This window comes from Streptomyces sp. NPDC031365 (genome assembly GCF_055569765.1).
On sequence record NZ_JBVIIM010000060.1, the window covers coordinates 1 to 14,411 of the forward strand.

At 73.6% G+C, this 14,411-nt stretch carries 1 protein-coding gene and 1 pseudogene; both read right to left on the reverse strand.

Translation table 11 applies throughout. The features are described 5' to 3' along the window. A pseudogene (locus ACZ5C2_RS38075) lies at nucleotides 1-3,240 on the reverse strand (type I polyketide synthase); the annotation flags it as partial. A 57-nt stretch (nucleotides 3,241-3,297) separates the two neighbouring features. Further along, nucleotides 3,298-14,274 (reverse strand): type I polyketide synthase, encoded by a 10,977-nt coding sequence (locus tag ACZ5C2_RS38080; RefSeq protein ID WP_468801485.1) that lies wholly within the window; start codon nucleotides 14,272-14,274, stop codon nucleotides 3,298-3,300. Between the last annotated feature and the right edge of the window lie 137 nt (nucleotides 14,275-14,411).

Genomic DNA, 14,411 nt, shown 5'->3' on the forward strand with positions numbered 1-14,411 from the left:
CAAACCCCACACACCCGCCCGCACCGGATGCGTCAACCCATCACCCACACCCACCGACACCGCACCCGACGTCACCACCCACACACGCCCGGCCAGACCCGCATCCCCCACCGCCTGAACCAACGCCGCAACATCCCAAGCAGGCAACTCACTGTCACCCAGACCGAGAAGCGACACCACACGACCACAATCCGCGAACTCCGCAAGCCGGCCGGCCAGCACCCCACGGTCCAGCTCACCAGCCGCCACCCGCAGCCGCTCCACCCGAGCCCCACGCCCCACCAACTCACCCGCCAGCGCATCCGCCCACGGATCCACCAGACCCTCAGGCTCCACCAGCAGCCAACCACCCGAGACACTCGTGCCGGACGTGAGGTCAACCGGCGTCCACGTCACCTCATACCGCAGCCTGTCGACAGCAGCGCGCTCCTCACGCCGACGACGCCAGGCCGACAGAGCCGGCAGCGCCTCACTGAGCGGTGTCTCCAGGTCGATGCCGAGTTCGTCGGCGAACGCATTGGCGTCACCCCGCTCGACGGTGTGCCACAGTTCGGCGTCCGGGCCGCCCGTCGTGAGCGTCTCGGTCGGCCGGGGCTGCGGCCAGTAGCGGCGGTGCTGGAAGACGTACGTCGGCAGATCGACGACCACCGCGCCGGCCGGTGCGTAGAACGCGGACCAGTCGACCCGGCCGCCCTCCGCCCACACCCCGGCCACCGCAGCCACCACCGCACCCGGCTCCGACCGGTCCCGCCGCAACGACGACACCACGAACACGTCGTCCTCGCACACCTCACCGACCGCACCCACCAGGCTCGCGTCAGGCCCCACCTCCACGAACCGCGTGACACCAAGAGACTTCACCCGCGTCACCGCGTCCGCGAAACGCACCCTGCCCCGAACCTGATCCACCCAATACGCCGGGGTGAACTCCTCAACCAACTCACCGGTCAGCGTCGAGACGATCGGGACCTGCGGCCGCGCATACGTCAACTCCCCCGCCACCGTGGCGAACTCGTCGAGCATCGGGTCCATCAGCGCGGAGTGGAAGGCATGGCTGACCTCCAGCCACCGGCCCTGCCGGTCGGACAGGGCGGACGCCACCGACTCGACGGCCTCCCGCGTACCGGAGAGGACCACCTGCCCGGGCGCGTTCACCGCCGCCACCGACACACCCTCGACCAGCAACGGCGACACCTCGTCCACCGAGGCACGCACCGCCCACATCACACCACCCTCGGGCAGCGCCTGCATCAACGACGCACGCGCCGCCACCAGCCGACACGCATCCTCAAGCGACAGCACGCCAGCCACGTGTGCGGCGGCCAGCTCCCCCACCGAGTGGCCCACCAGGTAGTCGGGGGTGCTCCCCCACGACTCCAGCAGCCGGAACAACGCCACCTCGACCGCGAACAACGCAGGCTGCGCCCAGCCAGTCGTCCTCAACGCCTCCGCGTCACCGGACACCACCTCCCGCAGCGGTCGTTCCAGCAACGCATCGAAGTGCGCGCACACCTCATCCAGAGCCGCGGCGAAGACCGGGAAGGCCTCCGCCAACTCCCCACCCATGCCCAGGCGCTGTCCACCCTGGCCGGAGAACACGAACCCGGTCAGCCCACCCCGGGCCACCACCGGCGCCACATCCCCGGCCGCCAGCGCCGCCAGCCGCGTACGCAGCTCGTCCGCATCCGCACCCAGCACCACCGCCCGATGCTCCAGACCCGCGCGAGTCGTCGCGAGCGTGACACCCACATCCACCGCGTTGAGACCATCCACCGCGGACAGCAACCGCCCGGCCTGCGCCGCCACCGCACCGGCCGACTTCGCCGACACCACCCACGGCACCACCGGCACGTCAAGACCAGCCCGAGCAGGCTCCGGCGACGCGACCGCGGGCGCCTCCTCAAGGATCACGTGCGCGTTCGTACCGCTCACACCGAAGGCGGAGACGCCCGCACGGCGCGGGCTCTCCCCCTGCGGCCACTCCTGGGCCTCGGCGAGCAGTTCCACCGCGCCCGCGGACCAGTCCACGTGGGTGGAGGGGGTGCCCACGTGAAGCGACTTGGGCATCCGCCCGTGCCGCATCGCGAGCACCATTTTGATCACGCCCGCGACACCGGCCGCGGCCTGCGTGTGCCCGATGTTCGACTTGATCGAGCCCAGCCACAACGGGCGCTCTTCCGGCCGGTCCTGGCCATACGTCGCCAGCAGCGCCTGCGCCTCGATCGGGTCACCCAGCGTCGTCCCCGTACCGTGCGCCTCCACCACGTCCACCTCGGACGCAGACAGGCGCGCGTTCGCCAACGCCGCCCGGATCACCCGCTGCTGCGACGGACCGTTGGGGGCGGTCAGCCCGTTCGACGCACCGTCCTGGTTGACCGCAGAGCCACGCACCACCGCCAGCACCCGATGGCCGTTGCGCTGCGCGTCCGACAACCGCTCCAGGACGAGGACGCCGATACCCTCGCCCCAGCCGGTCCCGTCCGCGTCGTCCGAGAACGCCTTGCACCGGCCGTCCCCGGCCAGCCCACCCTGCCGATCGAACTCCACGAAGGCGGCGGGGGTGGTCATGACGGTGACGCCGCCGGCCAGTGCGAGGGAGCACTCGCCCGAGCGCAGGGCGCCCACGGCGAGGTGGAGGGCCACCAGGGAGGACGAACAGGCGGTGTCCACCGTGACGGCCGGGCCTTCGAGGCCCAGGGCGTAGGACAGGCGGCCGGAGAGGACACTGCCCGAGCTGCCGGTCATGACATAACCCTCGACGCCGTCCTGGCCGGCGAGGAGGCTGTCGTAGCCGGAGGGGGAACCGCCGATGAAGACGCCGGCCTTCTCGCCCTTCAGGGACAGGGGGGCGATGCCCGCGCGTTCCAGGGACTCCCAGGCGACTTCCAGCAGCAGTCGCTGCTGCGGATCCATCGCCAGGGCTTCGCGGGGGGTGATCCCGAAGAGGGCGGCGTCGAAGTCGGCGACGTCGGGGAGGAAGCCTGCCCGGGTGTCGGCGGCGAGGCCGGGCAGGCCGAGGTCCCAACCGCGGTCGGGCGGTACCGGGCCCAGGGCGTCCACGCCGTCCTCGACGAGCCGCCACAGGTCGTCCGCGGAGCGGACGCCGCCCGGGAACCGGCAGTTCATGGCCACGACGGCGATGGGTTCCCGGGCCGCGTCCTCGACCTCACGGAGCCGCTGACGCGTCTCGTGAAGGTCGGCCGTCGTCCACTTCAGGTAGTCGCGAAGCTTGTCCTCGTTCACTTACGGACCGTCTCCTGTTGGCGTCGCCACGGGAGTCGGCGCTTGGGCTTCCGCTCAGGAAGACTTACCGAACTCCCTGTGAATGAATTCGAACAGCTCGTCGTCGGTGGCTGTTTCCAGCTTTCGGGTCACGGGCACGTCGTCGTTCGCGGCCTGCCTGTCCCCCACCCGCGACATTAGGCTCCGGAGCCGGGCCTGAACGGCGTCGAGATCGTGGTCTGGGGAAAGAGCTGAAATTCCGGCTTCGAGCTTGTCCAGTTCCTGGAGTACTGCCTGGTCCGGCGAGACCTGCGAGGTCCGGTCCCCGGCGAATCCGGCACGCAGCAGGCCGGAGAGGTCCAGGGGTGTCGGATGGTCGAAGACCAGGGTGGCGGGCAAGGTCAGTCCGGTTGCGGCGGTGAGCCGGTTGCGCAGTTCGACGGAGGTCAGGGAGTCGAAGCCGAGATCCTTGAAGGCGCGGCCCACGTCGATGGACGCGGGGTCGTCGTGGCCGAGGACGGCCGCGACGGCGGAGCGCACCAGGTCGAGCAGGACCGCGTCGCGTTCCGCGGCCGGCAGGGCGCGCAGCTGTTCGCCGGGGTCGGTGCCCGCCGTGTGCGTGCTCTCCGGTGTCGCCTCCGCCAGGGCCTCCTGAGCGGCGGGGAGTTCGGCCAGGAGGGGGCGGGGGCGAGCGGCGGTGAAGGCGGTCGCGAAGCGGGGCCAGTCGACGTCGGCGACGGTGAGGACCGTCTCGTCGTGGTCCAGGGCCTGGGTGAGGGCCGCGAGTGCCTGGCCGGGCGGCATCGGCAGGACGCCTCGGCGGCGCAGTTGTTCCTCGGCCGCCGGGTCGGCGGCCATACCGGAGCCGGCCCAGGCGCCCCAGGCCACCGAGGTCGCGACCCGGCCGCGGGCCCTGCGGGCCTGGGCGAGGGCGTCGAGGGAGGCGTTGGCCGCGGCGTAGGCGGCCTGGCCACCGCTGCCCCAGACGCCGGCGTTGGAGGAGAAGAGCACGAACGCGTCGAGTTCGTCCTCGTCGAGGATGTCGTCGAGGAGCTCGTCGAGGTGGGTGGCGCCGAGGGCCTTGGCGGCCAGGACGCTCGCGCACTCGGCGATGCTCATCTCGGTCAGGGGGGTCGCCTGCACGATGCCCGCGGCATGGACGACGGTGCGGATGCGGTCGCCGTCCGACCGGAGACCGCGCAGCAGTCCGTCGAGGGCGTCGCGGTCGGACACGTCGCAGGCGGCAAGGGTCACCCGGGCGCCCAGGGCGGTCAGTTCGCCGCGCAGTGCGTCGGCGCCCGGGGTGTCGGCGCCCCGGCGGCCGACGAGGACCAGGTGCTCGGCGCCCGCTTCGGCGAGGCGGCGGGCGACCTGGGCACCGAGGCCGCCGGTCCCGCCGGTGATCAGGGCGGTGCCCCGGGGCCGCCAGTCCCGGCTCGGCGGCGTGTCGCCGAGCGGGGCGGGCACGAGGCGCCGGACGAAGGCACCGTGGCGGCGGACGGCGAGCTGGTCCTCGTCGCCGGGGTCGGCCAGGACCTGGCGCAGCCGTTCGGCCGTGCGGTCGTCGAGCTCGGGCGGCAGGTCGAGCAGTCCGCCCCAGCGGTCCGGATGTTCGAGGCCGACGACGCGTCCGAGTCCCCAGATCTGCCGCCCCACGGTGCCGTCGAGCCGGTCGGCCGGTGTGACGAGTTCGGCGGCGCGGGTCAGCAGCCACAGCGGTGCGTCGGTGTCGGTGTCGGCCATGGCCTGCGCGAGCCGCAGGGTGGCCGCGACGCCGGCCGGCAGCGCGGGGTGGGCGGGGTGCGGTCGTTCGTCGTCGCCCAGCAGGGAGAGGACACCTCGGACGGTGCCGGGTTGCCCGAGGTGGGTGCGCAGGTGCTCGGTGAGCGTCTCGCGGTCGGTGTGGGCGGTGTCGAGGGTGAGCTCGCGCACCTCCACGCCGGGGGTGTCCAGGGCACGGGCGACGGCGGCACGCCACTCGGGATGCCCCGCGTCGGGTGACTCGGGGGTGAGCAGCAGCCAGGTTCCCGCCAGTCGGGCCGGCGGCCGGTCGGTGTGAGGGCGCCAGGCGACGCGGTGACGCCAGTGGTCCAGGGCGGCCGCCTCGCGCCGGCTGCGGCGCCAGGCGGACAGTGCGGGCAGCACGTCGGTGAGGGCGGCGGCCTCCACGCCGAGCGTGTCGGCGAGGCCGGAGGCGTTCTCCTGCTCGACGGCCGTCCAGAAGGAGTCGTCGACCGGGTCGCCCACGGTCCGGACGGGGGCGCCGGCCACCGCGCGCGGCCAGTGGTTACGGCGTTGGAAGGCGTAGGTGGGCAGGTCGACGTGGCCGGCTCCGGTCTCGGCGAGTACGGCCGTCCAGTCGACGTCGACGCCGCTCACGTACGCCTCGGCGAGCGAGGTGGTGAAGCGGCGCGGGCCACCGTCGTCGCGGCGCAGGGAGCCGCCCGCGAAGGTCCGGCCGGAGGTGCCGGCGAGGTCGTCCAGGGTCTCGCGCACCGGCACGGTCAGGACCGGATGGGGACTCATCTCCAGGAAGGTGCGGTGGCCGTGCCCGGCCAGGGTGCGTACCGCCGGGTCGAGCTCGACCGGGTGGCGCAGATTGCGGAACCAGTAGTCGGCGTCGAGTTCGCCGTCGCCGATCCAGGTACCGGTGACCGTGGAGAGCATCGGGATCGTGGGATGTCCCGGCCTGGTCGGGCGCAGCGCGGTGGTCAGTTCGTCGTGGATGCGGTCGACGTGGGCGCTGTGGGAGGCGTAGTCGACGGGGACGCGCCGTGCCCGGACGCCGCGGTCCGCGCACACGGCGAGCAGGTCGTCCAGCGCGTCCGCGTCGCCGGAGACGACCACGGAGGCGGGGCCGTTGACGGCGGCGACCGAGAGGCGGCCGTCGTGGGCGGCGACCAGGTCCGCGGCGGTGTCGGGGGCGAGCGCCACGGACACCATGCCGCCGCTCCCGGCGAGCGTGGTCAGGGCGGCGCTGCGGAGCGCGACGACCCGGGCGGCGTCGCGCAGGGAGAGCGCACCGGCCACGCAGGCGGCGGCGATCTCGCCCTGGGAGTGCCCGATGACGGCGTGCGGGCGCACTCCGCACGCCTGCCACAGCTCCGCCAGGGAGACCATCACCGCGAACAGGGCGGGCTGTACGACGTCCACCCGGTCGTGGTCCGGAGCGCCGGGGGCGCCGCGCAGGACGTCGGTGAGGTTCCAGTCGACGAACTCGGCCAGTGCGGCCTCGCATTCGGCGATCCGCGCGGCGAACACCTCTGAGGTGTCCATGAGTTCGGCCGCCATGCCGACCCATTGGGCGCCCTGGCCCGGGAAGACGAACACGGTCCTGCCGGGCGAGCCGGCCGGGCCCGTGACCGCGGCTGCGGCCTCCCGGGCGTCGGCGACGGCGGCCAGGCCCGCGGCGAGTTCGCCGGGGGTGTCGCCGATGACGGCGGCCCGGTGGTCGAGTGCCGCGCGCGAGGTGACCAGGGACCAGGCCACGTCGGCGGGTGCGGGCGCGTCCGGGCCGGTCACGGCGGCGAGCAGGCGCGCGGCCTGCCCGGCGAGTGCCTGGGGTGTCTTGCCGGAGAGGTTCCAGACGAGGGTGTGCGGGGCGAGACCGGGTCGCGGGGCGGCGGGGGCGGGCGGTTCGGCGGGTGTGGGTGGCTCTTCCCGCGGTTCCGGTGCCTCCTCGATGATGACGTGGGCGTTGGTGCCGCTGACGCCGAACGCCGACACTCCCGCGCGGCGCGGCCGGCCGTGGTCGGGCCAGGCGCGTTCGTCGGTGAGCAGCCGTACGGCGCCCTCGCTCCAGTCGACGTGCGAGCTGGGCGCGGAAACGTGCAGGGTCTTCGGCAGGACGCGGTGGCGCAGGGACAGGACCGTCTTGATGACGCCGGCGAGCCCGGCGGCCGCCTGGGTGTGTCCGATGTTCGACTTCACCGAGCCGAGCCACAGGGGCCGGTCGGCAGGCCGGTCCTGTCCGTAGGTGGCGATGAGCGCCTGGGCCTCGATCGGGTCGCCGAGCGTGGTGCCCGTGCCGTGCGCCTCGACGGCGTCGACGTCCTGGGGGGCCAGTCCGGCGCCGGCGAGTGCCTGGCGGATGACGCGCTGCTGGGCGGGGCCGCTCGGCGCGGTGAGGCCGTTGGACGCACCGTCCTGGTTGACGGCCGTGCCGCGGATCACGGCCAGGACGGGGTGTCCGTTCCGGCGGGCGTCCGAGAGGCGTTCCACCATGACGACGGCGGCGCCCTCGCCCCAGCCGGTGCCGTCGGCGTCGTCGGAGAACGCCTTGCAGCGGCCGTCCGGCGACAGTGCGCGCTGGCGGCTGAACTCCACGAACGCGCCCGGTGTGCTCATCACCGAGGCGCCGCCCACCAGGGCCGCTTCGCACTCCCCCGACCGCAGCGCCTGGCAGGCCAGGTGGAGCGCCACGAGTGAGGCGGAGCAGGCGGTGTCGACCGTCATCGCGGGGCCCTCGAGGCCGAACGTGTAGGAGATCCGGCCGGAGAACACGCTGGCCGAGCTACCGGTGGCGACGTAACCCGCCACGTTCTCTTCGGAGTTGTGCAGGGCGGCGGGGTAGTCCTGGCCGTTGGTGCCCGCGAAGACGCCGATGCGGGTGCCGCGCACCGACTTCGGGTCGATGCCGGCCCGTTCGAGCGCCTCCCAGGAGCATTCCAGCAGCAGCCGCTGCTGCGGGTCCATGGCGAGCGCTTCTCGTGGGTTGATGCCGAACAGGTCGGCGTCGAACGCGCCCACCGCGTGCAGGAAGCCGCCTTCGCGTGCGTAGGAGGTGTTCTCGTGGTCGGGGTCGGGGTGGTAGAGCTTCGCGGTGTCCCAGCCGCGGTCCTCGGGGAACGGGGACATCGCGTCCGCCCCGTCGGCGAGCAGCCGCCACAGGTCTTCCGGTGCCGCGAGCCCGCCGGGGAAGCGGCAGCTCATGGCGACCACGGCGATCGGCTCGTCCTCGACCCGCCCGGCGGCGGGCACGGGTGGGCGTGCCTCTTCCCGCCGGGCGCCGGACAGTTCGCCGAGCAGGTGGCGGGCGAGGGCGCCGGCGGTCGGATGGTCGTAGACGAGGGTGGCCGGCAGGGCGAGCCCGGTGAGTCCGCTCAGCCGGCCGCGCAGGTCCAGGGCGAGCAGTGAGTCGAAGCCGAGTGCCGAGAAGGCGGCCTCGGGCTCGACCGGGTCGACGGAGCCGTGCCCGAGCACCTCGGCGGCCTGGGCGCGCACGGCGTCCAGGAGCGCGTCGTGCCGCGCCTCGGCCGGCAGGGCGAGTACGTCGTGCCGCAGCGTCGCCGCGGCGTCCCCCCGGCCGGTGGCGGCGGATTCCGCGGGCGCCGACAGTTCGGCGAGCAGGGGGACGGGCCCGCCCGTGGCCGTGTGCTGCCAGCTGATGTCGGCGATCACCGTGCACGGCGCGTCGTCGCTCAGGGTGCGGTCCAGTGCGGCCAGCGCGGCCTCGGCGGCCATCGGGATCAGGCCGGTGTGCCGCATCCTCTCCGCGAGACCGTGGACGGCGGCCATGCCGTCACCGGCCCAGGGTCCCCAGGCCACCGACAGCGCCGGCAGTCCCTCACGGTGTCTCCTCTCGGCGAGGGCGTCCAGGTAGGCGTTGGCGGCCGCGTAGCCTGCCTGGCCGACGGCGCCGAGCGTGCCGGTGAGCGAGGAGAACAGGACGAACGCGGTCAGTTCCCGTCCGCGCAGCAGTTCGTCCAGATGTCCGGCCGCCGTCGCCTTCGCCTCCCACACGGTGGCCAGTTGCCGCGGGGTCATCGTGTGCAGCAGTCCGTCGTCGACCACGCCGGCCGTGTGGACCACGGCGTCGATGTGGACGCCGTCGTCGTCGAGTCCGTCGATCAGCGCGGCGAGCGCGGCCCGGTCCGAGACGTCGCACGCCGCGACCGTCACCTGCGCGCCGGCGTCGTTCAGCTCCGTGCGCAACTGTGCCGCGCCGGGCGCGTCCGGGCCCTGCCGTCCGACGAGTACGAGGTGCCGGGTGCCGTCCCCGGCCAGCTTGCGGGCGATGTGCGCGCCCAGGGCGCCGGTGCCCCCGGTGACGAGTACGGTGCCGGCGAGGTGCTGGTGGGGCGAGGCGCCGCCCGTGGACGGGTCGCCGTTCCCGGACGGGTGATCCGCGGTCGCTCGCGCGGCGTTCGCCGTGGAGGCGGCAGCGCGCTCCAGCCGCCGCACGGACACTCCTGCGGGCCGGATCGCGACCTCGGTCTCGTCCGTGTCCCCGGTCAGCAGGCCGATCAGCCGTTCGATGTCACGCTCCGTGGGTGTGGCCGGCAGGTCGGCCAGTCCGCCCCACCGGTCGGGGTGCTCGAGCGCGGCGACCCGGCCGAGTCCCCAGGCGGCGGCGAGTTCGGGCACCGGTGCGGTGTCCCCGGTGCCGGTCGACACCGCACCGCTCGTGACACACCAGAGGGGTGCGGTCACCGACGCGTCGCCGAGCGCCCGCACCACGTCCGCAAGCCAGGCGGTCGGTTCTGCACCGGTCCCGGCGTCCAGGGTGGGCAGGCAGATCACGCCCGCCACGTCGGTGTGCGCACCGAGCAGTTCCGCGGCCCGCGCGCGATCCAGGTCCGGGGCGACGACGACCGGTTCGGGAAGCGCGCCGTGCGCGCGGAGTCCTTCGGTGAGCGACGCGATCAGGGCGCCGTCCGCGTCGGGCGTCAACAGCAGCCAGGTGCCGGTCGGTCGCCCGTTCGGGTCGGCGATCCGTCGCCAGGCGACCCGGTACGTCCAGTTCTCCTCCGGTCGGGAGGGCTCCGGACCCAGCCAGTAACGCCGGCGTTCGAAGGCCTGCGTGGGAAGGCCGGTGACCTTCGCACCGGTGGGCCCGTAGAACGCGGCCCAGTCGACCTCGGCCCCGGCCGCCCAGAGGTGGGCCAGTGCGGCGACGGCGGTCGCGGGTTCCGGCTTGTCGCGGCGCAGGGCCGCTACCGCCAGGGCCGGTTCGCATGTCTCACCGACGGCGGCGACCAGGCTGGTGTCCGGGCCGAGTTCGAGGAAGCGGGTGACACCGAGGGAGGCCATGTGCGTGATCGCGTCCGCGAAACGGACGGTGCCGCGGACCTGATCCGCCCAGTACTCCGGGGTGAACTCCTCGACCTGCTCGCCGGTCAGCGTCGAGACGATCGGGATGCGGGGACGCGCATACGTCAACTCCCCCGCCACCGTGGCGAACTCGCCGAGCATGGGATCCATCAGCGCGGAGTGGAAGGCATGGCTGACCTCCAGCCACCGGCCCTGCCGGTCGGACAAGGCGGACGCCACCGACTCGACGGCCTCCCGCGTACCGGACAGCACCACCTGCCCCGGCGCGTTCACCGCCGCCACCGACACACCCTCGACCAGCAACGGCGACACCTCGTCCACCGAGGCACGCACCGCCCACATCACACCACCCTCGGGCAGCGCCTGCATCAACGACGCACGCGCCGCCACCAGCCGACACGCATCCTCAAGCGACAGCACACCCGCCACATGCGCGGCCGCCAGCTCACCCACCGAATGACCCACCAGATAATCCGGAGTCACCCCCCACGACTCCAGCAGCCGGAACAACGCCACCTCGACCGCGAACAACGCAGGCTGCGCCCACCCGGTCGTCCTCAACGCCTCCGCATCGGTGGACATCACCTCCCGCAGCGGTCGTTCCAGCAACGCGTCGAAGTGCGCGCACACGTCGTCCAGAGCCAGCTCGAACACGGGGAACGCCTCGGACAACTCGCGGCCCATGCCGACACGTTGGCCACCCTGTCCGGAAAAGACGAACCCGGTCGGGCCGTCCCCGGCCGTGCCTCGCACGGCGTCCGGCGTGACCTCACCCGCGGCCAGCGCCGAAAGCCGCGTACACAGCTCGTCGGTGTCGGTGCCGAGGAGGACCACCCGGTGTTCCAGGGCGGCCCGGGTCGTGGCCAGTGACAGGCCCACGTCCAGCGCGGCCCGGCCCGCCACCGCGGAGGCCAGCCGGCCCGCCTGCGCGGTGACGCCACCGCGGGTCCGGGCCGAGACCGGCCACGGGACCACCGGCAGCTCGACGTCCGAGGCGACGGCCCCGGGTTCGGCGACCGCGGGCGCCTCCTCGATGATCACGTGCGCGTTCGTGCCGCTCACGCCGAAGGCGGAGACACCCGCCCGGCGCGGCTGCTCCCCGCGCGGCCACTCCCGCGCCTCGGACAGCAACTCCACCGCACCCGCCGACCAGTCCACATGCGACGACGGCGTCTCGGCGTGCAACGTCCTCGGCATGAGCCCGTGCCGCAGCGCCAGCACCGTCTTGATCACACCCGCGACACCGGCCGCGGCCTGCGTGTGCCCGAGGTTCGACTTCACGGAGCCCAGCCACAGCGGTTGGTCCTCGGCCCGGTCCTGACCGTACGTGGCGAGCAGGGCCTGAGCCTCGATCGGGTCACCGAGCTTGGTGCCGGTGCCGTGCGCCTCCACCACGTCCACCTCGGCGGACGACAGACCTGCGTTGGCCAGCGCCTGCCGGATCACCCGCTGCTGGGCGGGGCCGCTGGGCGCGCTGAGGCCGTTGGAGGCACCGTCCTGGTTGGTGGCGGTACCGCGCACGACCGCCAGCACCTGGTGTCCGTTGCGTCGCGCGTCCGACAACCGCTCCAGAACCAGCACGCCGACGCCCTCGCCCCAGCCGGTGCCGTCGGCGTCCTCGGAGAACGCCTTGCACCGGCCGTCGGACGCCAGTCCGCCCTGGCGGCTGAACTCGGTGAAACTGTCCGGTGTCATGAGCACTGCCACACCGCCGGCGAGGGCCATCGTGGACTCACCGGAGCGCAGCGACTGGACGGCCCAGTGCAGGGCCACCAGCGAGGAGGAACAGGCCGTGTCGAGGGTCACCGCCGGGCCCTCGAGGCCCAGGGTGTAGGCGACGCGGCCGGAGACGACGCTGGTGGCGTTGCCGACGAGGAGGTGGCCCTGAAGCTCGTCCGGAACGGTCCGCAGACCGCTGCCGTAACCCATGTTGTTGCAGCCGATGAAGACGCTGGTGCGCGTGCCCCGCACGGAGGTCGGGGCGATGCCGGCGTTCTCGAACGCCTCCCAGGACGCTTCGAGGAGCAGCCGCTGCTGGGGATCGGTCGCCAGTGCCTCGCGGGGGCTCATCCCGAAGAAGCCGGCGTCGAAGTCGATGGCGTCGTAGACGAATCCGCCTTCGCTCACGCCTGAGACCGAGGACGGCCAGCCGCGGTCGGTCGGCAGTGGCGACAACGCGTCGGTGCCGTCGGCGAGCAGGTTCCAGAGGTCCTCGGGGGAGCGTACGCCGCCGGGGTAGCGGCAGCTCATCCCGACAATGGCGATCGGCTCGTCGTCCACCGGACCGCTCTGCGTCGGGGCGTCCTGTCCTTCGCCGTCACCGACCAGTTCCGTGCGCAGGTGGGCGGCGAGCAGTTGGGGCCGGGCGTGGTCGAAGACCAGCGTGGCCGGCAGCCGCAGTCCGGTCGCGGCCGTCAGCCGGTTGCGCAGTTCCAGGGCGGTGAGGGAGTCGAAGCCGAGGTCCCGGAAGGCGCGGCCCTGCTCGATCGCGTCGGCACCGTCGTGGCCGAGCACGGCCGCGGCGTGGGTGCGGACGAGGTCCAGCAGTGTCCGCTGCTGTTCGGCCGGGGACCGGCCCATCAGCAGACGACGCAGGTCGTCGCCGGAGGCCTCCCGGCCGGTGTCCGCGGCCCCGGTCTCAAGGGCACGCGTGACCTCGGGAAGTTCGTCGAGGAGCGGCCGGGGCCGGGCGGCGGTGAAAACAGGCGCGAACCGCTCCCAGTCCATGTCGGCGACCACGGCGACCGACTCGTCCCGCTCGACCGCGTCACGCAGCGCCGCGAGCGCCGACGCGGGCGGCATCGAACGAATGCCCCGGGCGCCCAGATGACGCGCCATGCCCTCGTCGGACACCATGCCCGATCCGCCGCCCCAGGCGCCCCACGCCACCGAGGTGGCGACCCTGCCCCGGGCGCGGCGGGACTGGGCGAGGGCGTCGAGGAAGGCGTTGGCGGCAGCGTAGGCGGACTGGCCCCCGCTGCCCCAGACTCCGGCGCTGGAGGAGAACAGGACGAACGCGTCCAGCGGCCGGTCGCCGAGCAGGTCGTCGAGGTGGGCCGCGCCGAGCGTCTTGGCGCGCAGGATGTCCCCGAGGTCCGTCAGGTCGTGCTCGGCGAGCGGCGCGAACTCGCCGACGCCGGCGGCGTGCACGACCGCGGTGAGCGGGTGCTCCCCGGGCACGAGGTCGAGTACGCCCGCCAGGGCTTCACGGTCGGCGACATCGCAGGCGGCGATGGTGACACCGACGCCCTGGGCGCTCAGTTCGTCGCGCAGCTCGGGCATTCCCGGTGCTTCGGGGCCGCGGCGGCCGGTCAGGATCAGATGGTCGACGCCCTCTGCCGCGAGCCATCGGGCGAGTTCCGCGCCGATGCCGCCGGTACCGCCCGTGATCAGTGCGGTGCCGTGCGGACGCCAGGGCCGGACACGGGTGCCGCCGGACCGGGCGTGTACGAGTCGGCGTACGAACGTGCCGCTGGGGCGCAGCGCGACCTGGTCCTCGCCGCCGTCGGCGAGGACGGCGGCCAGCCGCTCCGCTCCCCGGGCGTCGAGGAGCTCGGGCAGGTCGACGAGTCCGCCCCAGCGGTCGGGGTGCTCCAGCCCGACGACCCGGCCGAGTCCCCAGACGGCCGCCTGCGTCATGCTGAGCACGGGGTCGGAGGGGCCGATCCCGACCGCCCCGCGCGTGACGATCCACAGCGGTGCCGTGATGTCCGCGTCACCGAGCGCCTGCGCCAGCGCGACGGTGGCCGCCGTGCCACAGGGCACAGCGGGCAGGTCGGGGTGCGGACGCTCGTCGAGCGCGGTCAGCGCCAGCACGCCCGCCACCGCCGGCATGTCCGCCAACGACTCGGCGAGGACCTGCCGGTCGCACTGCTCGTCGGAGAGGGTCACCACGCGGACGTCGGCCCCGTGAGCGCCGAGCGCGTCGACGACCGCCGCCTGCCGCTCCGTACCCGCCTCGGACGCGGGCTGGAAGATGAGCCACTCCCCTTCCAGCACGGGGCGCTCACCGGCGCCACCGCGCGGACGCCACTTCACCTCGTAGCGCCAGGAGTCGGTGGTGTCCTGCTCCTTCTGCCGCCTGCGCCAGCCGGCCAGCGCGGGCAGCAGCGGATCGAGTACGGCCTCGTCCGTGC